Genomic DNA, 22090 nt, shown 5'->3' with positions numbered 1-22090 from the left:
ATCGGTCTAATTGGTATTATCTTATGCTGGCGTCATCTTATTCAGGTGTAATCCAATTCACCGACCAACTGCCGGTACCTTGCGGTACAAGTGCGGTGGTTAAATACGGCAAAATGGATTTCATCTGTTGTTCCAACGTCCATGGCGGATTCACCACAATCATGCCACTCGCAGTCATGCCACGTTGATCAGAATCCGGGCGCACCGCCAATTCAATTTGCAAAATCTTACGAATGCCCGAAGCTTCCAAGCCTTTAATGATGCGCTTGGTTTGCTGACGTAGTACCACCGGATACCAAATTGCATACACCCCGGTTGCAAAACGTTTGTAGCCTTCTTCAATGGCTTTCACCACCAAATCATAGTCTTCTTTCAGTTCATAAGGCGGATCAATTAGTACCAAGCCTCGACGCTCTTTAGGAGGCAATGTCGCTTTGACTTGCTGAAAACCATCACCAATCTTCACGGTAACATTTTCAAATTCTTTGAAATTATTACGTAATAACGGAAATTCGCTTGGGTGTAATTCCATCATTAACGCACGATCCTGTGGGCGTAATAAATTCGCAGCCAACAAAGGGGAACCGGCGTAATAACGCAATTCTTTGCCGCCATAGTTGAGTTTTTTAATCAGTGCCACATACCGCGCCACTTCCGGCGGTAAATCCTCTCGTCCCCACAAACGACCAATACCATCCACATATTCAGCCGTTTTCTCCGCTTCTGCACTAAATAAACGATAACGTCCTGCGCCTGAATGCGTATCTAAATAATAAAAACCTTTATCTTTCTGTTGCAGGCTTTCAATAATCAGCATTAACACGATATGTTTCAACACATCCGCATGATTACCTGCGTGAAAACTATGACGATAACTGAGCATAATTCCTACTTATAAAACGTTAAATAAAATGACCGCACTTTTCCCCAAAAAGGAAGCCCGACAGCTGCCGGGCTTCAAAAACAAGTCGCGGTCTAGAATAATTCTTCCCGTTGGCCACCCGATGCGCCACCGCCTTCCTGCAGATCGCTAGGCACATAATAACCACGTTCTTCCACATAAGCTCGAGTCGGCTCGGTGCCTTTAATGAAGTATTCGACACGTCCACCACCAGATAGTAAGCCGGAACGCGGATCAATGTTTTTCTCGACAATATTCGCCGGGGTCGGCAAGGTACGTTCAGGCACCTCTTTCAAAATGGTCTTCATGTAACTAATCCATGCTGGCATCGCACTCTTCGCACCAGCCTCACCGCGACCTAAATCGAATTTATTGTCATCAAAGCCAATATACACGGCCGTCGTCAAATTCGCACCAAAGCCGGCATACCACGCCACTTTGGAGTTATTGGTCGTCCCGGTTTTGCCGCCAATATCCTTACGCTTGATCTCATTTGCCATGCGCCAACTGGTGCCTTTCCAATCTAGCCCTTGTTCACCATAAATCGCCGTATTTAATGCGCTACGAATCAAGAACGCCAATTCACCACTAATGACACGCGGCGCATACTCAACTTGCGAGTTGTTGGTTTTTGCTTGCGCCATGAAATTTAAATTTTCCTCTTTCACAGCGTCAACGCGCGGCTGTAACTCTGGAATATCCGGCACAGTTTCACCTTGATCCACTTCTTCGCCGTTAGTGGAATCATCGCTACGTTTCAAGCCGTCAGCCATGGTCAAATCGGTATTTTTGAAACCATCTAATTTTTCCGTTTCGCCGTAAATGACAGGAATACTGTCACAAGTTGGACAGGCGACTTTAGGGTTAGCCACAAAAATTTCTTTGCCGGTATTATCTAAAATCTTATTAATAATATAAGGATCAACTAAATAACCACCGTTATCAAACACGGCATAACCACGCGCCATTTCAAGCGGCGTAAAAGAAGCCGCACCTAATGCAAGTGCTTCACTGGCAAAATACTGATCTCGTTTAAAGCCAAAACGTTGCAAGAAATCCGCAACAAACTCGACACCGGCCATTTGCATGGAACGAATAGCAATCATGTTTTTAGATTGGCCTAGTCCCACACGTAAACGCAATGGACCATCATAACGATCCGGTGAGTTTTTCGGGCGCCATTCCTTTTGACCCGGCTTTTTCAACACTAGCGGCGTATCTTGCAACACGCTAGATAAGGTCAAGCCTTTTTCCAGTGCAGCCGCATAAATGAACGGTTTAATGGAAGAACCCACTTGCACTAATGATTGTGTCGCTCGGTTAAATTTACTTTGTTCAAAACTAAAACCGCCCACAATCGCTTCAATGGCGCCATTGTCACTATTCAAAGAAACCAACGCGGAATTGGCTCGCGGAATTTGCCCCAAGACCCATTCACCTTTGTCGTTTTTACGTAGCCAAATTTGCTCACCAGTTTTCACCGGAGCAGACTGCCCCGTCCAGCGCATCGCACTGGTTGACAACGTTATTTTCTCACCGGATGCCAATAAAAGCTCTGCACCGGATTTAGATACATTCATGACAGCTGCCGGAATAAACGGCTCAGAATTGGGTAACTTTTTCAGAAAACCAATAATAGTATCATTATCCCAAGAGGCTTCGCCTTTTTTCCATAAGGGTTCACCACCACGATAACCATGGCGCATATCGTAAGCGATTAAATTATCACGTACCGCTTTTTGCGCCGTTTCCTGATCTTTGGAAAGCACTGTGGTATACACTTTATAGCCTTTGGTATAGGCGTCTTCTTCACCGAAACGTTTTACCATTTCCTGACGCACCATTTCTGTGACGTAATCAGCTCGAAAATCCAATTGCGCACCGTGATAGCTGGCGACAATTGGCTCTTTCAACGCAGCATCATATTCTTCTTGAGAAATATATTTTTGATCCAACATACGCCCCAACACTACATTACGACGCTCTAACGCACGTTTCGGGGAGAAAAGCGGATTCATCGTAGAAGGGGCTTTCGGCAAACCTGCAATCACCGCCATTTCGGACAAAGTCAGTTGATTTAATTCTTTACCAAAATAGGTTTTTGCCGCGGCCGCCACACCATAAGAGCGGTATCCCAAATAAATTTTATTTAAATAAAGCTCAAGAATTTCGTTTTTATCTAGAGCATTTTCGATCTCAATCGCTAAAATCGCCTCTTTGGCTTTACGAATCAAACTTTTTTCCGGCGTTAAGAAGAAGTTACGCGCCAACTGTTGCGTGATGGTACTCGCCCCTTGGGAAGCCCCACCTTTACTGATCGCCACCATCACCGCACGGCCAATCCCGATAGGATCTAGCCCATGGTGATCATAAAAACGGCTATCTTCCGTTGCCAATACCGCATCAATTAACTTTTGCGGCACCTCATTTAATTTCACCGGAATACGACGCTGTTCACCCACTTCACCAATCAACTTACCGTCAGAAGTATAAATTTGCATTGGCTGTTGCAGCTCAACGGTTTTCAGCGTTTCCACATCCGGCAAATCGGATTTTAGCTGCACATAGACAACGCCCACGGCGATACAGCCCAAAATGAACAGCGTTAATAAGGAACTTAATATTAATTTTGCGATCCGCATCGAAAAATTCTCACTTAGTTAAATGCAATAAAAGGAATGAAAAATATAGTGGCTAAGTATAAAGACTACGCAACAAAAACGACAGTAAATATTGCAAACAAGGATACTTCATGTTCATCAGACATCAGTCAGCCATTCAAGTTGGCCTTTGCTACCGCCCACAACATATTGATGTTCTTTGGTTCGATTCACAAAACCAAGCCCAGTTCTTACAATGTAGCGAACTGGATTTACTTACACTCTCTTCAACTTTGAATCAGAAATTAAATCAATCACCGAGAAGAGCAAACTATAAATTCATTACCGCCATTATGCCGCAGCATATTTGGCAAAAAAGCCTTATTCTGCCGCACAATCTAAACACCCAAGAATGTGAGCAACAGTGTCATTTTACTCTTACCCATGAATTACCGATTCCACTTGAGGAAGTTTGGTATGACTATACCGCCATGCCGCTAAAACAAGGATTTCGTTTAGATATTTTCGCCATTAGACAACAAATTGCGAAAAACTATTTAAATCAATTTATTCCCTTGCAAATTGATGTGTTAGATAGCGTTGCCAAAGCTGTTTTACGCGCCGGCGAATATATTTTAGAGCAACCATTACCGATCGATACCTTAGTGTTGTACCAAGACGAAAGCGGCGCATTAGCGATTCACCACAAACGACAACAGACCCAAACACTGTTTCAAACGGACGGAAATTTGACCGCACTTTTTGAGCAATATTGCCAGCGTTATGATGAAAAACCGGAAAAAGTGTTCTATTACAGCACTGAATCTACGCCACACATTGGAGCAGACTGGGTGGAAATAAACACCTCCCTGCCTTTTATCGCCCTTGGTAATGCCTTGTGGCAACAAGAAACGTTACAAAAATCCACCGCACTTTTTGATGTTAAAGCGCCATCTTTAGAGAAAATGACATGAAAAAAGACATGAATTTGTTGCCTTGGCGCATTAAACAGCTTCGACAGAAAAATCGGCGTTTGTTGGTTACCCTATTTATCGGGGCAACGTTATGTACGATCAGCACATTATTGCTCAGCCATTTTGCGGAAAGCTATACCGAGAATGCGGGCAAAGCACAGTTGCAATACACTACTCACCAACAAGAATTACAGGCGACACAGCAACAGATTCAACAATTTCGCCACAGTCATGCACAATTGGAAACCCTTCAAGAAATTCCAAAAGAAACACTTTTTTCTTTGTTAAATCAATTAGCTGAGTTTCCACTTACACAAGGTGAATTAACGGAATTACACCTCAATACCGAACATCTTATGCTCAAGGGATATGCTGAAAACCAAGAAGAATTTTCTCGCCTCAATGGATATCTCTCCGCACAACCATTATTTCGCGAAGTTAATCTGGTGGAATTTAAACCACAAGCGCAAGAACTGCGTTTCCAATTTGATATAAAGATAAAAACAACACCATGAATTTCAGACAAAAACTTACCGAGACATTGACCCATTGGCACCGTTTACATCCCTGGAAACAACACGCCACGTTACTTTTCCTCGGCGTATTTATCCTCTCTTTCCCCTTGCAACATTATTGGCAACAACGTGCTTACATGACACATATGGAGCAACAATTACAAACGCAACGGGAAAACTTAGCACATCAACAAAAACTTTTGGCCGCGCTAAAAGAGAAAGCGGCAACGCAATTACTCACACCGGCGCTGGCGGCCAAACTGCCGCCGATAAATCAAGAAATCCAACAACTTGCTCAACATTTGCAAATCGTACAAAGCCAGTGGGATTTTCATCAAAAGCCCTTACTCAGGCTACAACTTCAAGGCCATTTCAAAGATTTGCATTCATTTTTAACCGCACTTTTAAACGCGAACACAGAATTGGAACTCGTGGAATGGCAAGTTTCGCAACACGATGAAGCCAATGAAACCTCATCCATTCAAACAGCACTTTTATTTCAATTAAATAGCAAAGGAAACTAAGGAAAAACGAATGCGAGAACCACTTTTATACTTAATATTGGGCATTTTGCTCAGCTTACCCGCAGCCGCGAATGATCCATTTGATAAAACACAACGCCATCGCACCAAACCAGAACATGTCCAAAAGCAAGGTCAGGCACTTGAGCATTCATGCCAAACAGGGCTTTTCCCAAACACGCCTTTTGCTCAAATTCAGATTGTCGGCATTATTCAGCAACAAAAAGATTGGCAACTTATTTTACAAGCAGACCAGCATGTTCATTTGGCGAACGTCAATGATGTCATCGCCACAGAAGCAATCAAAATAGACCATATCGCCAAACAGCAAATTACGTTTCTACGCAGAGAAAACAATCAACATTGTGAACAGACGCTCCCGTTTAATGTTCAGTTTTAAATCATTATAAGGAAATATCATGCAATCGTTTTTTCTCAAGATCTTAAAGTGCGGTCTGTTTTTCGGATGTTTTTTCACGTTCGCCGTGCATGCCGAACAACATCAAACCTTTTCCATTCAACTCAAACAGGCGCCTTTGGTGCCGACCTTACAACAACTTGCGCTGGCGCAAAATGTTAACTTGCTAATTGACGACGAATTGCAAGGCACACTGACATTAAAGTTAGATAACGTAGATTTAGATCAACTCTTTCGTTCCGTTGCCAAAATCAAACAATTAGATTTATGGCAGGAAGAGGGGATTTATTATTTAAGTAAACGCGATACCGTCGCCAAATTTACCGGCAATATGACAGAACCTCAAGCCATTGCGGCACTGCCTTCGGAGGAAGAAACCTCGCTCGCGACCGCCACCATTAAACTGCACTTTGCCAAAGCCTCTGAAGTGATGAAATCACTCACCGGTGGCAGTGGGTCGATGTTATCACCGAATGGCAGTATTACCTTTGATGACCGAAGCAACCTCTTGCTGATTCAAGACGAACCGAAATCCATCGCCAATTTGAAAAAATTGATTAAGGAATTAGATAAGCCCATTGAACAAATCGCCATCGAAGCACGTATTGTCACCATCAACGCGGAAAGTTTGAAAGATTTGGGCGTGCGTTGGGGGATTTTTAACCCGACAGAAAATGCCCACAAAATTGCTGGCAGTCTCGCCGCTAACGGCTTTGACAATATTGCGAATCAATTAAACGTAAACCTGCCCACCGCCACAACACCGGCGGGGTCTATCGCGTTACAGGTAGCCAAAATCAACGGACGACTTTTAGACTTAGAATTGACCGCACTTGAACGGGAAAACAATGTGGAAATTATCGCTAGCCCACGTTTGCTTACCACCAACAAGAAAAGCGCCAGCATTAAGCAAGGGACGGAATTGCCTTATATCATGGTGAATGAAAAAAGTGGTACGCAAAGCGTAGAGTTTCGCGAAGCCGTATTAGGGTTGGAAGTCACACCGCACATTTCCTTGGATAAGCAAATTCTGTTGGATTTAATTGTCAGTCAAAACGCACCGGGCAGCCGCGTGGCATACGGTTTAGGCGAGGTGGTTTCGATTGATAAACAAGAAATTAATACGCAAGTTTTCGCCAAGGATGGGGAAACCATCGTGCTTGGTGGCGTCTTTCACGACACCATTACCAAAAGCTTAGACAAAGTGCCATTACTGGGAGACATTCCCGGCATTAAGCATTTGTTTAGCAAAGAAAGTGATCGCCACCAAAAGCGGGAATTGGTGATCTTCGTCACGCCGCATATTTTGCGCCAAGGTGAGACATTGGAAAACTTGAAGAACAAACAGTCAACAGCGAAAAAGAACAATAGTCTAGGAAAATCTAAGGCGGCACAAAACACACCTAAAAAGACGATAACGCAGTAGTTTATTTTGTCTTTAACGCGGTATAAACGAAATAAATCGCCTGTTTATGTTGAAAAGAATGGCGATTTATTGAGATAATCTCGTGCAATTTTGGGGTGATCTTTTCAATTTTATTCAAAACTTTCACACGACCACATGAATCATGACTTGCGGTCGTTTCTTATTTTCTAAAAGATCACATTCTTTACGACGACATAAATTTAAGATTATAGCAATGGCAGAAAAACGTAATATTTTCTTAGTGGGCCCTATGGGTGCAGGTAAAAGCACCATCGGACGCCAACTCGCACAATTACTCAACATGGATTTTGTCGATACCGACGCAGAAATTGAAGAACGCGCCGGTGCCGACATCGGTTGGATTTTTGATGTGGAGGGCGAAGAAGGATTCCGCAAAAGAGAAGAACGCCTTATTAATGAATTAACACAACGTCAAGGCATTGTATTATCTACCGGTGGTGGTGCAGTGTTGTCAAAAGACAACCGCAATCATCTTTCCGCACGCGGTATCGTAGTTTATTTGGAAACTACCGTAGAGAAACAATATCAACGCACCCAACGAGATAAAAAACGTCCACTATTGCAAGATGTTGACGATCCGCGCCAAGTGTTGGAAGACTTAGCTAAAGTTCGCAATCCGCTCTATGAAGAAGTGGCGGATATCACCCTACCGACTGACGAACAAAGTGCCAAAGTCATGGCGACACAAATTATCGACCTGATTGACAACTACAACGGTTAGTACAAACGGTTAAATACTTCAAAGGCAAAGTAAATGTTGTGTGTAAATGTTGAATTGAAAGAAAGAAGCTACCCGATTCATATCGGTGCCGGATTACTCACGAATACCGATTGCTATCCGCTGAAATCCGGCAATAAGGTCATGATCGTGACCAATCCAACTGTTGCACAACATTATCTTTCCACCGTGACGGACACCTTAGAAAAAATCGGTTGTCTTGTTGAGCACGTTTTATTGCCGGACGGCGAACAGTACAAAACCCTGGATTCTTTGAATCTAATTTTCACCGCACTTTTAAAAGCCAACCACGGACGGGATACCACGATCGTGGCATTGGGCGGCGGTGTCATAGGTGACGTGACAGGCTATGCCGCAGCAAGTTATCAACGTGGCGTGCGTTTTATCCAAATCCCGACGACATTATTAGCCCAAGTGGATTCTTCCGTGGGCGGCAAAACGGCGGTAAACCATGAATTAGGCAAAAACATGATCGGTGCGTTTTATCAACCCACCGCCGTGATTATCGATACACTCACCTTAAATACCTTACCCAAACGTGAAGTCAATGCCGGCTTAGCCGAAGTCATAAAATATGGGGCGATTTTAGACTTTCCCTTTTTCCAATGGTTAGAACAACACATCGATAATTTAGTCGCCCTTGACCAAAACGCATTACAACAATGTATCGCCCGTTGTTGTCAATTAAAAGCGGATATTGTAGCGCGCGATGAAACGGAAAAAGGCGATCGTGCGCTATTAAATCTGGGCCACACCTTCGGTCACGCCATCGAGACCCATTTAGGTTACGGCAACTGGTTACACGGCGAAGCGGTATCCGCCGGCTGTATGATGGCTGCAGTGTTGTCTGAAAAATTAGGCGATTTAACACCGCATGATGTCGCACGGTTAGAAAAACTTTTAGCGCGCGCCAATTTGCCAACGGTTTCACCGGATGGCATGACCGCACAAGATTACTTGCAGCTAATGATGCGTGATAAAAAAGTGCTAAATGGCAAATTGCGTTTGGTACTCCTCAAAGCGCTTGGACAGGCTTATGTGGCGACGGATGTCCCACAAGAACAGGTGATTGAAGCCATCAATCGTTGTACGCAAGTTGACTAACCCCATGCCGAAACCTACTAAATCCACCACAAAAACCAAAAGCCGCCCTTTTCTCAAATGGGCGGGCGGTAAATATCGCCTCACAGACGAAATTAACCGCTTATTGCCCAAACGTAAACACTGTTTAGTCGAACCGTTTGTCGGCGCAGGTGCGGTATTCCTCAACAGCCATTTTGAACGCTACATTCTGGCAGACATCAACCCTGATTTAATCCACCTATTCAACATCGTCAAACAGGACGTTGAAGGTTATATCCAAGCGTGCAAACCGGTTTTCTTTCATCCCGATGCTAATACGGAAAGTTACTACTACACCAAGCGTAAAGAATTTAATCAAAGTACCGATGTATTCCAACGCGCCGTGTTATTTCTGTATTTAAATCGTTTTGGCTTTAACGGCTTGTGTCGCTACAACGCCAAAAATGAATTTAATGTACCTTTCGGTGCTTACAAAACCCATTATTTCCCGGAAGAAGAACTCCGTTTTTTTGCCGCTAAAGCACAAAGTGCGGTCTTTATTTGCGCCGATTTTCAACAAACCTTCGAAATGGCGGATGAAGACTGCGTCATTTACTGCGACCCACCCTATGCTCCCATTTCACAAGACAGCAATTTCACCAATTATTCCGGCAATGAATTTTCCATCACACACCAGCGTGATCTTGCCAATCTAGCCAAAGACACCGTGAAACAACGCAACATCCAAGTGGTGATTTCCAATCACGATACGCCATTCACCCGAGAAATCTACCAAGGCGCGAAAATCCGCCGTTTAAAAGTACAACGCTCTATCAGCCAAGCGTCACATAAGCGAATTAAAGTACGGGAGCTGATCGCAATATTTAAAGTAGAAAAACACGCTGAAAAATGACCGCACTTTTGCACAAGAAAATACTCTCATTCTCTACGACAAAAAACAAAGGTGAGCCAAAATGCTCACCTTCTAAACAAATATTTCTCAATTATCAATTAACCGAACACTTTTTCCAAGTGTGCTTGGTAGTCTGCTAAGTATTGTTCTACTTGTGGATTTTTAATCACGTCGTTACATAAGAATGTTGGCAGACGGGTCAAGCCGATGAACTCATTGAGTTTGTGGAAATGCATATATAAAGCATCCACGCCTTTGCCTTCAAAGAAGTCGCCTTCGCGGGTGAACGCCTCAATCGGGGCATTCCAAGTAAGTGAAAGCATGTGCTTTTTGCCTTGCAACAAGCCACCTGTGCCGTAGCCTTCTGTCGGATTGACGCGATGACGGCCGTCACTGTGATAAAGCTTGCCGTGTCCGCTGGTTAATACTTCGTCTATGTATTTTTTCACTGTCCAAGGCTCGTGCATCCACCAACCCGGCATCTGCCAAATCACGGCATCCATCCAAACAAATTTCTCGATTTCTGCTTCAACGTCATAGCCGGCATCAATCACGGTTTCTTTTACATTGTGTCCAAATGCGGTCAAAATTTCTTTTGCTTTTTTATGAAGTGTATGGTTCAACTCGCCATGTGAATGTCCGAAATCTTTGCCACCATCCAATAATAAAATATTCATCTCTTTGCTCCTAAAATAAATAATTCGAAAAACTAGAGCCGCAATTATGCCTTCTTACTCTATATTTTAAAAGTGCAGTTACTTGCCACGCTATTTCCAGACCATAAGGGAAATTTCTCATACGCCATCAATTACGGCTAATCGGTAACATCAACATTCACTATTTCCCATCAACTAAACAAGCCTTTTCAATCAACTCCCTTACCTAGCGATACGCAGAATCTTTATGGGTCCGTTCGTGCCAAATCAGTGTTTTGGTAAAGCCTTGAATTTTAAGGGGCGGTTCAAAGCGCTTGAGGTTATCTAAGTGAGTAATCAAACGCTCAATCGCTTTGCGCCAGCAACCATCCTTGACCTGAACGACGATTATTTGCCGCATTTTATGCGCACCGTTCAGCAGCTACCTGAAGATGCCGTTATCATGCGCTTGAAATTCTTCCACCAATACAGTCAATTTGAAGGCGCATTTGCAGATAATCCGAGCTATTTTTACGATTGGGTATGTAAGCAAAGTTATATTGCGCTGGGGAATATGCTGACCTCGTCAGCAATGATCGGCATTAAAAGAACCCCGATTGAAGGTTTCCCTTATGCCAAAATAGAAGCGTTATTGGCGGAAAAAGGTTTATTTGATACCAAAGAATTAAGAACCTCGCCCCAAAACGCGTCAACGTTTTGAGCAAGTGGTGGAGTTTATTAAATAATATAAATAAGCATTAAGTACTTTACATCCCCCAATGGGGCAAGCGTCCACGCTTGTGCCAATGTTCCTAAGGATTAATCAATGAGCAAACGCCTTACAAAACCCTCTTACGTTGGAAATGTCGTAGTATCCGGTGATTGCGTAATTGCGTCCTAAAATGCGCTATTTTCTTATTACGATAAAAAACTGCGGTCAAAATTTTCGATATTTAAGTTGGAAAAACGCACAGAAAAATGACCGCACTTTTGCGCTAAAAATACACCGACTTTATGCCACAAAAAACAAAGGGTCTGACATAACATCAGACCCTTTATCATTTTTGTGCTTTATTCGTTAGAACGGTTGTTTCTATATAACGAAAGAATGCAAAAATAAAACTCTAATTATTTCAAATTGTTACAATCAAATATTGATACTTGCCTAAAAAATACGTAAAAATAACCCCGATAACACGGTAATTATGTCATTATATTTTACAATATAAACGTAAAATTTTTACACATTGCGTTCAAGAGTCAACCATTTATGTTCTCTGTTTTGCTTTTTGAGAATAAAAAAGAGGACTTCTATACTTTTGCGTAAATAGTCCTCTTGAGTAAATTTCTGTTTTATATCTATGTTCTATTTTTTGAGTTTTACATGTAATATGGATAATATTATTCTTTGTTTAATCTAACAAGAAAGTGTTTAAATAGTTCTTCATCGTTATCCAACTTTCCGAAAAAAAACTCATCAATTTGCTCAATTAACGGAACAGCTGTTTGTAATATTTCTTCTCCTTTTTTGTTTAAAATAACAACTTTTGCTCTTGTATCTCTTGAATGTTCTTTTCTTTTCACAAAATCATGTTTTTCCAATAAACTCAATATTTGAGATACCGTCATGACATCTATCTCTGAGAGTTTTGAAATCATAACTTGTGTAACTTCATTGTCATTTTGCGATAGATACGCAAGAGAAGCTAAAACAACAAATTGAGGGTGTGTCAAATTTATTTTCTTTAACTCTTTTTTTATCATAAGATGCCATTTATTGTACACCCTCATGAACAACAATCCTGTTGATTTTTCTGAATTGTCTTTATATTTTGATGTAAACAAACAGCAATCACCTTATTTTTCCAAACGATTTTTTAGAATAAATATAGACTGAGGAACATCTGAAAAAACTTGTTTTAAAAATTCCAAATGTTGCTCATCCTCACTATCTAAAATCACAGTGTGTTTTATATTCACGCTTCCGTCATTATTATCAATTATTTGATGCCCGAAAAGAATATCTCCGAACGGAGTTTCTGTTTTATCCCAAAATTCCTCAAAAGGTTTTACAAGAGTAAGCTGATATTCCATAGGAGGCATTCCTTCAAGCTCCATAGTTCCGTATGAGCCAGTCTCAAATTTACCGTTCAATGTAATGTTTTTTAAATCTTCTTCCCAATCATACCATTTTTCAATATTTGCATAGTACTCCCATGCATCTTCTTTTGCAGCTTTGATTTTCAAACTAAAACTAAATTCCATTGTAATTTCTCCTTTGATTATAGGTTAGCTTATTATAAGTTAACTTATAATATTGTCAACGAAATTTCTACTTGGGATACTATTCTTTGCCACCGATGGCGCAAGCGTCCACGCTTGTGCCAATTTTTCTAAGGATTAATCAATGAGCAAACACCTTACAAAACCCTCTTATGTTGGAAATGTCGCAGTATCCGGTGATTGCGTAATTGCGTCCTAAAATGCGCTATTTTCTTATTACGATAAAAAGTGCGGTCAAAACTTGCGATATTTAAGTTGAAAAAACGCACAGAAAAATGACCACACTTTCACGCTAAAAATACACCAACGTTATGCCCCAAAAAAACAAAGGGTCTGACATAACATCAGACCCTTTATCATTTTTGTGTTATTCGTTAGAACGGAATATCATCATCAAAGTTATCCATCGGTGCTTCGGCTGCCGGTTTACTTGCCGGGGTGGAACGTGGCGCACTTGGTGCTTGGCTTGGATAAGTCGGTTGAGCAGCTGGGGCATAGCCGCCGGATTGACGATCAGAGCGGCTGTCTAACATTTGTAAAACGTCGCCTTGAATTTCTGTGGTGTAGCGTTCTTGGCCGTTTTGATCTTGCCATTTACGGGTTTTTAAACGTCCTTCAACATAGACTTTAGAGCCTTTGCGCAGGTATTCGCCTGCCACTTCCGCCTGACGACGATAGAACACAATGCGGTGCCATTCGGTCACTTCACGACGTTCACCGGTGTTTTTATCATTCCAGCTTTCACTGGTGGCAACGGTAATGTTGGCAACCGCCTCGCCGTTCGGCATGGTGCGAATTTCAGGATCGTTACCTAAGTTACCAACAATAATGACTTTATTTACTCCTGCCATAATATCCTCTTCTTTATTCAATTTTGCTGTAAAAAAAATTTGCTCTATTCTGCCTGAAAATTTGGAATAAATCCACGCCTTCAACAAAATTAACTGGATATTTGCACAGTTATTTAGGAATATGCGATAATTGTCGCAAATTCACACTTCTTTCATTTATAAAATCTATTATGGATACCATCGATATTCGTGGTGCAAGAACCCACAATCTAAAAAATATTAACTTAACGATTCCACGCGACAAGCTCATTGTTATTACCGGTTTATCCGGATCAGGTAAATCTTCTTTAGCCTTTGATACGCTGTATGCGGAAGGGCAACGCCGTTATGTGGAATCCTTGTCCGCCTATGCGCGTCAATTTTTGTCATTAATGGAAAAACCCGATGTAGATCATATTGAAGGGCTTTCACCGGCCATTTCTATTGAGCAAAAATCTACCTCACACAACCCGCGTTCAACGGTGGGTACCATTACCGAAATTCACGATTACCTGCGTTTGTTGTTTGCCCGCGTGGGTGAGCCGCGCTGTCCTCATCACAATGTGCCACTCACGGCACAAACCATCAGCCAAATGGTGGATAAAGTGCTTTCTCTGCCTGAAGAAAGCAAAATGATGTTGTTGGCGCCGGTGGTAAAAGAGCGCAAAGGTGAGCACGTTAAATTATTACAACAAATTGCTGCGCAAGGCTACATTCGTGCCCGTATTGATGGTGAGATTTGCGATTTGTCTGATCCGCCAAAACTGGAATTACAGAAAAAACATACCATCGAAGTAGTGGTTGATCGCTTTAAAGTGCGGTCGGATTTAGCCACAAGATTGGCGGAATCCTTTGAAACCACGCTCGAGCTTTCCGGTGGCACGGCGGTCGTCGCGTATATGGACGATCCGAAGGCGGAAGAACTGGTGTTCTCTGCCAACTTTGCCTGCCCACACTGCGGCTATTCGGTGCCGGAACTGGAACCTCGTCTCTTCTCCTTTAATAACCCCGCCGGTGCGTGCCCGACTTGTGACGGTTTGGGCGTACAACAATATTTCGATGAAAAACGCGTGGTACAAAATCCGAGTATTTCCCTTGCTAATGGCGCTATTAAAGGGTGGGATCGTCGCAATTTCTATTATTACCAAATGCTCACGTCCTTGGCAAAACACTACCATTTCGATATTGAAACGCCTTTTGAAGAACTGCCGAAAAAAATTCAACAGATTATTTTGCACGGTTCCGGCAAGGAAGAAATTGAATTCCAATACATGAACGATCGCGGCGATGTCGTGTTGCGCCACCATGTATTCGAAGGCATTTTAAACAACATGGCGCGCCGTTATAAAGAAACGGAATCCATGTCAGTGCGCGAAGAACTTGCCAAACACATCAGCAATCGCCCTTGCACCGATTGTGGCGGTTCGCGTCTGCGTCCCGAGGCGCGTAACGTTTATATTGAGCAAACCAATCTGCCTGATGTCTCGGAGAAAAGCATCGGGGAAGCCTTGAGCTTTTTTGGAGAGCTACAGCTGAGCGGACAAAAAGCGCAAATCGCCGAGAAGATTCTGAAAGAAATCAAAGAGCGGTTACAATTTTTGGTGAATGTCGGCTTGAATTATCTTTCCCTTTCCCGCTCCGCCGAAACCCTTTCAGGCGGTGAAGCGCAACGCATTCGTCTTGCCAGCCAAATTGGTGCGGGCTTAGTCGGTGTGATGTACGTATTGGATGAACCGTCTATCGGTTTGCATCAACGGGATAACGAACGCTTGCTCAACACCTTGATTCACTTACGAAATCTCGGCAACACTGTGATTGTGGTGGAACACGATGAAGATGCCATTTTAAGCGCCGACCACATTATCGACATCGGCCCAGGTGCGGGTGTGCATGGTGGCAATGTTATTGCCGAAGGTACGGCGCAACAAATCATGCAAAATCCAAACTCGCTTACAGGTAAATTCTTATCCGGCGCAGAAAAAATCGAAATACCGAAAAAACGTACCGCACTTGATAAGAAAAAAACACTCAAATTGTTCGGCGCATCAGGCAATAATCTGAAAAACGCCAACTTAGAAATTCCGGTGGGCTTATTTACCTGTATCACCGGCGTGTCCGGCTCAGGCAAATCCACGTTGATTAACGATACCTTGTTCCCGATTGCCCAAAACACGTTAAACCGTGCGGAAAATGCCGAAGCAGCACCGTATAAATCTATCGAAGGTTTGGAATTTTTCGACAAAGTTATCGATATTGACCAAAGCCCAATTGGTCGTACTCCGCGCTCTAACCCTGCAACCTACACCGGCGTGTTTACCCCGATTCGTGAACTGTTCGCCGGCGTGCCGGAAGCCCGAGCACGCGGCTACAATCCGGGACGTTTCAGTTTTAACGTACGCGGTGGACGTTGCGAAGCCTGTCAGGGTGACGGTGTAATCAAAGTGGAAATGCACTTCCTGCCGGATGTGTATGTGCCATGCGACCAATGTAAGGGCAAACGCTACAACCGCGAAACCTTGGAAATTCGCTACAAAGGCAAAACCATTCATCAAGTGTTGGATATGACCGTGGAAGAGGCGCGGGAATTTTTCGATGCAGTTCCGATGATTGCACGCAAACTGCAAACGCTGATGGACGTAGGCTTGTCTTACATCCGCTTGGGCCAATCTTCCACTACCCTCTCCGGTGGTGAAGCGCAACGGGTGAAATTGGCAACAGAACTCTCCAAACGGGATACGGGAAAAACCTTGTATATTCTGGACGAACCAACTACCGGGCTACACTTTGCCGACATCAAACAACTGCTTTCCGTGTTGCACCGCTTGCGCGATCAGGGTAATACCATCGTGGTCATTGAGCACAATTTAGACGTGATTAAAACCGCTGACTGGATTGTGGATCTCGGCCCGGAAGGCGGTAGCGGCGGCGGACAAATTATCGCCACCGGTACGCCGGAACAGGTCGCTAAAGTAGAAGGTTCGCATACCGCGCGATTCCTGAAAGGGATTTTGGCGAAAGGTTAAAAAAACACGCTCGTATTGCACCGCACTTGAATAATCAAAGTGCGGTCTCTTTTCACCGTGTTTATCACGAAAAAAGGATTGTCATTCACTGACAATCCTTTTTTATATTGACTGTAAATGTACTTACAATGTGATTACAAAATCATCTTCACTAACTTATCCGCTTTAATACGGGCAAATTTTTTCAATAATTTTTGCACCGGTGCCGGATATTGCCTCATTTCTTCTAACTCAGTGTAATGTTGAAGCACCGTCGTATGTTGGCGAATACAATCTAATTCCTGAACCACTTGAGGTAACAGTTGTTGTTTCGGATCATGAATAAATAAACCATTTTCCGCATCTAATCGCCACGCGCGCGGATTCAGATTATTACCGGTCAACAAAATATAATTATCATCAATCCAAACGCCCTTTAGATGATAGGTGTTCGCACCATCTTTCCACGTCCGAATGATCAACTGACCTTGTGCCATTTCACGTTCAAACTTTTTGCTGAAGCGGCGTAAATTGTTTTCATACAAATAAGGCAACGCACCGACCATTTTGAACGGTTGTTCCGGTGGAATGTAGAAATCATTCGCCACTTTATCGCCCACAATAATTTCAATTTTTTTGCCTTTACGTAGCAAATGGCGGATTTTTTGTTGCAATGTCCGCGGGAAATTAAAATACGGCGTACAAATAGTCAGCTTTTCATCGACCAGCTGGAATAAATCTTCGATCGTGCAATTCAATACATTGCCCGCGCCGCCTAAACCAAACAACGGCGTTACCGTCAATTCATTGCCAAAATCAACCGCACTTGGCAGTTTATATTGTCCATTAAGTGCAAGATTTTTTCTGAAATGACGGATATTTTGTCGAATTTCTTTGGTTTTCGGGCGATTAACGCTATCCAACGGCAACACCACATCGCTATTCAACAAAAAGTCGCGAATAAAAGCCACCATGCTATCGGCTAACTGCGGATGGGTGATTTTTTGATAACGGTCATAACGGTATTTTTCATTTTGTTGCAAATACACGTTATTGATACTGGCGCCACTGTAAAGCACGGTATCGTCAAAAACAAAGCCTTTGATGTGCAACACGCCGAACACTTCGCGCGTATTGATCGGCACACCGAAAAATAGATTCGGGTCATCGGCAAGTTGATATTTTTGACGTTGTTCACAATACCAATCGGCATTGGTCGCACTCTTTTCCGCCCCTAATAAATTGCGTTGCGCACGATGCCAATCAATTAAAATTTTCACTTCAAGTTCAGGCTTATCTTGTTTCGCACGGTAAATTTCATCGAGAATTTCTTGTCCGGCTTCGTCATTTTGCCAGTAAAGTGCGGTCACAAAAATACGCGTTTTCGCCTGTCTGATCAGTTGAATAATTTCATTTTTGAATGCCATTGGGCTGTAAATAAATTCAACTTGTTCCGCCTGTAAAGCTAAACATGGCAGGCTTTCAAGACGCTTCTGAGCCCGTTTTGTCTTATCTCTAAACATAAAATTTGTTCTCTGTTGTACTCAATGAGTCGGAACCTAATTGGGGCGATAGTTTACAATATTTATCGCCCCCCTTGGTAGAAAAAAGGCTGGTTTTCGTTATAATGCTCACAAATTTATTGCCAACAGCGCAAATTTATTCCATTCATCCACCCTATCGGCAACACAACTATGAACCAAAATTCAAACAAACCGACTTTCAAATCAAACAACCGTACTTTTTCCGAACGCAGTGTCGGTGACGACCGTCAAAAATGCGATAAAAATCGACCGCACTTTGCCTCCTCAAAAAGCGATTCGCGCCAAGAATTTCGCAGAGAGAGAGATAACGATAGAAATACTAAGCCGAAATTTAAACGCGCTGAAAGCCAAGAAAAAACCTTACACATTGCCGAAAGCACGATGAAAAAAGCCAGTGGTGCGGAAGGCAACGTAAAAGTGACCGTCAAAAGCAGTCGTTTCGATGATAAGCCGAGAGAGAAAAAGACCGGCCCATTGTCACCACGCGCACCGGAAAAAATCAAAAAGAATCGCGCAGAAGAAATGAAAGTGTATGGTGAAAATGCGTGTTTAGCCTTGTTCCAACAACGCCCGGGAAGCATTGTGCGCTTGTGGGCAACCGTACAAATGGCGCATAAAATTGGGGATATTTGCAGTTATTTAGCGACCAATAAAAAGGTGTATCACATTGTGGACAACGACGAGATGATCAAAGTCAGCGGTACAGAACACCACGGCGGCATTTGTATGTTAGTGAAAAAAGCGCATCCGTTTACGTTGCAAGGCTATCTCGATGTGCCGCATCAAGAAGATTGCTTGGTATTGTTAGATAATGTGAACAACGCACAAAATATTGGCGGTATTTTACGCACTTGCGCCTTTTTCGGGGTGAAAAATATTGTGGTGGAAAACGCCGAAAGCCTTAATTCTGCCGTGACGTTACGTGTCGCAGAAGGCGGCGCAGAATACGTGCGAGTGTTGGAGACCAATGACACCCGCAATGCGCTTTCTCAATTACGCCAAGCCGGTTATCAAATCCTTCACGTGAGCAGCGATGAAAACGCCACAGCATTAGATAAAGTACAGTTAAAAAATAAAACGGTTTTTGTACTAAGTGAAAGCACGACAAAGGCTTTATCAGAGAAAAGCGATGAACAGGTTCGTTTGGCGTTTGCCAGCCCAGTGAAAAATGGGTTAAACGTGTCGGTCAATGCCGGCATTTTACTGGCAAAATGGTATTTTAGATAAAACGAGAAAAGTTAGGGCGCATAAAAACGCCCTCTTTTTTCACCGCACTTTCAAACGCGTTACAGTTTGTCCCCGTGGTGAATTAACACAAAGCGTTCCCACAGCTGTTCTTCGCTTTCCACATGATCCGGGTCAGTAATAATACATTTGCTGATAGGACAAACTTTCTGGCAGGTGGGCGTGTCGTAGTGACCGACACATTCGGTGCAGAGTTCAGGATCGATGACATAGATCTCATCGCCGATTGAAATTGCTTCATTCGGGCATTCCGGCAAGCACATATCGCAATTCGTGCATTTGTCAGTGATGAGTAGAGCCATAGCGTCCTCGGGCAAAATGAAAGGGTCGGATTATAATCAATACGTTAACAAAGTGAAAGGAATTTTATGAACGAGAAACGTATGTTGCTACTGTCTTTTTTTGTGGTGGCATTTTTAATGTTTTTACTTGCCGGTTGGTATTATTTTTCGCAACAGAAACAAGCGGTGGAGGTGGTTGTTGATCGTAATTACGATTACGTCATGAAAAATGATCCTATCGGGCAAAATAAACACGCGCAAACCGATTATTACACCCTCGTGTTGTCTTGGTCACCGGCATTTTGTGAACGGCAACGTCAACAATACGGCGATAATTTGCCGACCTCTTTGCAATATCAATGCGGCTTAACCCAACAATTCGGTTGGATTGTGCATGGGTTGTGGTCACAAAACAAACAAGCTCGAAGAGTCTCCGATCACCCACGCTTTTGTCAGGGCGATTTACCGCAATTACCGCAAGACCTTATTGAACGCTATTTGCCTGAAGTGCCGAGTGCCGGCTTATTACAAGGCGAGTGGGAAAAACACGGCGCGTGTATGTTTAACAATGCGCAAGATTATTTTGAAAAGATCAAAAATTTATACCGCACTTTGAAGCTACCGAACTATGAATTAAGCCGCACCGAACTGTTTAAATGGATGCGAAAAAATAACCCGCAATTAAAGGATGTTTACCTTGGCGCCGCACGTAACGAGCTCTTTATTTGTTACGATTTAAACTGGCAAATTATGGATTGTCCAAGCAGCCGAACCGGTTATTAATCCAATAATTCGACATGGATCAATGAAATGTGTAATCCTGAATTTGAGCTCTTGAATTCAGGTTACAAGCTACTCAGTTACGGGTATAATGCCAACAGTTTTTATTTTTAATTTTAACCAGTAAAAAGAGGTAAATTATGTCAGTAATTAAAATGACCGATTTAGATTTGAATGGTAAACGCGTATTTATCCGTGCCGACTTAAACGTACCGGTAAAAGACGGTAAAGTCACATCCGATGCGCGTATCCGTGCCACCATCCCAACCTTAAAATTAGCCTTAGAAAAAGGCGCAAAAGTGATGGTCACCTCCCACTTAGGTCGTCCGACCGAAGGTGAATTCAAACCTGAAGATTCCCTCCAACCTGTTGTTGATTATTTAAACGAACATCTTGATGTCCCGGTACGCTTAGTACGCGATTACCTTGACGGTGTTGAAGTGAATGCCGGTGAAATCGTGGTATTAGAAAACGTGCGCGTCAACAAAGGCGAAAAGAAAAACGATCCGGAATTAGGTAAAAAATACGCCGCACTTTGTGATGTGTTCATCATGGATGCCTTTGGTACAGCTCACCGTGCACAAGCATCAACTTACGGCGTTGCAGAATTTGCACCGGTTGCCTGCGCAGGTCCATTGCTTGCCGCAGAACTTGATGCGCTTGGTAAAGCATTAAAAGAACCTGCCCGCCCAATGGTGGCTATTGTGGGTGGTTCTAAAGTCTCCACTAAATTAGAAGTGTTAAACTCACTTTCTAAAATTGCCGACCAAATTATTGTGGGGGGCGGTATCGCCAACACCTTCATTGCCGCAGCCGGCCATAACGTGGGTAAATCCTTATACGAAGCCGATTTAATCCCGGTTGCTAAAGAATTAGCGGCAAGCACAGACATTCCTGTACCGGTTGATGTTCGCGTGGGCACCGAATTCTCTGAAACCGCACCTGCGACAGAAAAATCCGTGGCCGAAGTGAAAGATGACGAATCTATTTTCGATATCGGCGATAAATCTGCGGAACAACTTGCCGAAATTATCAAAAATGCGAAAACCGTTTTATGGAACGGCCCGGTGGGCGTATTTGAATTCCCGAACTTCCGCAAAGGAACAGAAAGCATTTCTCACGCCATTGCCAACAGCGATGCGTTCTCCATTGCGGGCGGTGGTGATACGCTTGCTGCTATCGACCTGTTTGGTATCGCAGATAAAATTTCCTATATCTCAACCGGCGGCGGCGCTTTCTTAGAATTCGTTGAAGGTAAAGTGTTACCGGCAGTAGAAATCCTCGAAAAACGTGCGAAAAACTAACCGCACTTTTTCTGCATAAGATCGTCATAGCACGTGTCTGCTGATGCGTGCTATCAATCAAAAACGTAAAACAAATTCTTCAAATGGTGGGAGCAA

Annotated in this window: 21 protein-coding genes; 13 read left to right on the top strand and 8 right to left on the bottom strand. The window is 43.1% G+C overall.

Annotated features, from left to right (window positions below; translation table 11 throughout):
• Positions 1-37 precede the first annotated feature (37 nt).
• On the bottom strand, positions 38-883 hold the full coding sequence (locus DQN58_RS03570; protein ID WP_005715907.1) for a 23S rRNA (adenine(2030)-N(6))-methyltransferase RlmJ: 846 nt from the start codon (positions 881-883) through the stop codon (positions 38-40).
• A 92-nt stretch (positions 884-975) separates the two neighbouring features.
• Positions 976-3543, bottom strand: coding sequence for a penicillin-binding protein 1A (locus DQN58_RS03565; RefSeq protein WP_005715905.1), 2568 nt, complete (start codon positions 3541-3543; stop codon positions 976-978).
• Between the two features lie 110 nt (positions 3544-3653).
• Here DQN58_RS03565 and DQN58_RS03560 point away from each other — a divergent pair, with 110 nt between their 5' ends.
• The 8 genes from DQN58_RS03560 to DQN58_RS03525 all read left to right on the top strand — a co-directional run bounded on the left by DQN58_RS03560 (position 3654) and on the right by DQN58_RS03525 (position 10090).
• Complete coding sequence (locus DQN58_RS03560; RefSeq protein WP_005715903.1) at positions 3654-4475, top strand: type IV pilus biogenesis protein PilM; 822 nt, start codon at positions 3654-3656, stop codon at positions 4473-4475.
• Positions 4472-4990, top strand: a complete 519-nt coding sequence (locus DQN58_RS03555; RefSeq protein ID WP_005715900.1) for a PilN domain-containing protein — start codon at positions 4472-4474, stop codon at positions 4988-4990. The genes DQN58_RS03560 and DQN58_RS03555 overlap by 4 nt, the downstream gene beginning before the upstream one ends.
• Positions 4987-5514, top strand: a complete 528-nt coding sequence (locus tag DQN58_RS03550; RefSeq protein ID WP_005715897.1) for a hypothetical protein — start codon at positions 4987-4989, stop codon at positions 5512-5514. Before DQN58_RS03555 ends, DQN58_RS03550 begins: the two co-directional genes overlap by 4 nt.
• A gap of 10 nt (positions 5515-5524) precedes the next feature.
• On the top strand, positions 5525-5911 hold the full coding sequence (locus tag DQN58_RS03545) for a pilus assembly protein PilP (RefSeq protein WP_005715896.1): 387 nt from the start codon (positions 5525-5527) through the stop codon (positions 5909-5911).
• Positions 5912-5930: 19 nt separating this feature from the next.
• Entirely contained in the window at positions 5931-7355 is a 1425-nt protein-coding gene (locus DQN58_RS03540) for a type IV pilus secretin PilQ (protein WP_005715894.1), read from the top strand.
• 214 nt (positions 7356-7569) lie between these two features.
• A complete protein-coding gene (gene aroK, locus DQN58_RS03535; protein ID WP_005715891.1) occupies positions 7570-8097 on the top strand; it encodes a shikimate kinase AroK in 528 nt (175 codons plus the stop codon).
• 33 nt (positions 8098-8130) lie between these two features.
• A complete protein-coding gene (aroB, locus tag DQN58_RS03530; RefSeq protein ID WP_005715889.1) occupies positions 8131-9219 on the top strand; it encodes a 3-dehydroquinate synthase in 1089 nt (362 codons plus the stop codon).
• Positions 9220-9223: 4 nt separating this feature from the next.
• Positions 9224-10090 (top strand): Dam family site-specific DNA-(adenine-N6)-methyltransferase, encoded by an 867-nt coding sequence (locus DQN58_RS03525; protein ID WP_005715888.1) that lies wholly within the window; start codon positions 9224-9226, stop codon positions 10088-10090.
• A 98-nt stretch (positions 10091-10188) separates the two neighbouring features.
• On the opposite strand, the gene DQN58_RS03520 is transcribed toward DQN58_RS03525, so the two are convergent.
• Positions 10189-10767 (bottom strand): NAD(P)H-dependent oxidoreductase, encoded by a 579-nt coding sequence (locus tag DQN58_RS03520; RefSeq protein ID WP_005715886.1) that lies wholly within the window; start codon positions 10765-10767, stop codon positions 10189-10191.
• A 307-nt stretch (positions 10768-11074) separates the two neighbouring features.
• Here DQN58_RS03520 and DQN58_RS03510 point away from each other — a divergent pair, with 307 nt between their 5' ends.
• Positions 11075-11446: a nitroreductase family protein gene (locus DQN58_RS03510; RefSeq protein ID WP_005715885.1), complete on the top strand. Its 372-nt coding sequence runs from the start codon at positions 11075-11077 to the stop codon at positions 11444-11446.
• 680 nt (positions 11447-12126) lie between these two features.
• Here DQN58_RS03510 and DQN58_RS03505 read toward each other — a convergent pair.
• The 3 genes from DQN58_RS03505 to DQN58_RS03495 form a co-directional block, all read right to left on the bottom strand.
• Entirely contained in the window at positions 12127-12570 is a 444-nt protein-coding gene (locus DQN58_RS03505) for a MarR family winged helix-turn-helix transcriptional regulator (RefSeq protein WP_032997747.1), read from the bottom strand.
• A gap of 12 nt (positions 12571-12582) precedes the next feature.
• On the bottom strand, positions 12583-12990 hold the full coding sequence (locus DQN58_RS03500; protein WP_005715880.1) for an SRPBCC family protein: 408 nt from the start codon (positions 12988-12990) through the stop codon (positions 12583-12585).
• Positions 12991-13382: 392 nt separating this feature from the next.
• A complete protein-coding gene (locus DQN58_RS03495) occupies positions 13383-13859 on the bottom strand; it encodes a single-stranded DNA-binding protein (RefSeq protein WP_032997746.1) in 477 nt (158 codons plus the stop codon).
• 170 nt (positions 13860-14029) lie between these two features.
• On the opposite strand from DQN58_RS03495, the gene uvrA reads away from it, so the two are divergent.
• Positions 14030-16861: an excinuclease ABC subunit UvrA gene (gene uvrA, locus DQN58_RS03490; RefSeq protein ID WP_005715877.1), complete on the top strand. Its 2832-nt coding sequence runs from the start codon at positions 14030-14032 to the stop codon at positions 16859-16861.
• A gap of 134 nt (positions 16862-16995) precedes the next feature.
• Here the strand turns inward: uvrA and pssA are convergent, their stop codons facing one another.
• Positions 16996-18363: a CDP-diacylglycerol--serine O-phosphatidyltransferase gene (gene pssA / locus DQN58_RS03485; RefSeq protein ID WP_005715874.1), complete on the bottom strand. Its 1368-nt coding sequence runs from the start codon at positions 18361-18363 to the stop codon at positions 16996-16998.
• 171 nt (positions 18364-18534) lie between these two features.
• Here pssA and DQN58_RS03480 point away from each other — a divergent pair, with 171 nt between their 5' ends.
• Positions 18535-19611, top strand: coding sequence for a tRNA/rRNA methyltransferase (locus DQN58_RS03480; RefSeq protein WP_005715872.1), 1077 nt, complete (start codon positions 18535-18537; stop codon positions 19609-19611).
• Between the two features lie 59 nt (positions 19612-19670).
• Here the strand turns inward: DQN58_RS03480 and DQN58_RS03475 are convergent, their stop codons facing one another.
• A complete protein-coding gene (locus tag DQN58_RS03475; RefSeq protein ID WP_032997744.1) occupies positions 19671-19931 on the bottom strand; it encodes a YfhL family 4Fe-4S dicluster ferredoxin in 261 nt (86 codons plus the stop codon).
• A 66-nt stretch (positions 19932-19997) separates the two neighbouring features.
• Between DQN58_RS03475 and DQN58_RS03470 the strand changes: the two genes are divergently transcribed.
• Positions 19998-20693: a ribonuclease T2 family protein gene (locus tag DQN58_RS03470; RefSeq protein WP_005715869.1), complete on the top strand. Its 696-nt coding sequence runs from the start codon at positions 19998-20000 to the stop codon at positions 20691-20693.
• Between the two features lie 137 nt (positions 20694-20830).
• Complete coding sequence (gene pgk, locus DQN58_RS03465) at positions 20831-21994, top strand: phosphoglycerate kinase (RefSeq protein ID WP_005715868.1); 1164 nt, start codon at positions 20831-20833, stop codon at positions 21992-21994.
• The last annotated feature ends 96 nt before the right edge of the window (positions 21995-22090 follow it).

It is taken from the genome of Aggregatibacter segnis ATCC 33393, from assembly GCF_900476035.1.
Classification (GTDB): Bacteria; Pseudomonadota; Gammaproteobacteria; order Enterobacterales; family Pasteurellaceae; genus Aggregatibacter; species Aggregatibacter segnis.
This window is presented reverse-complemented; position numbering and strand designations above follow the sequence as displayed.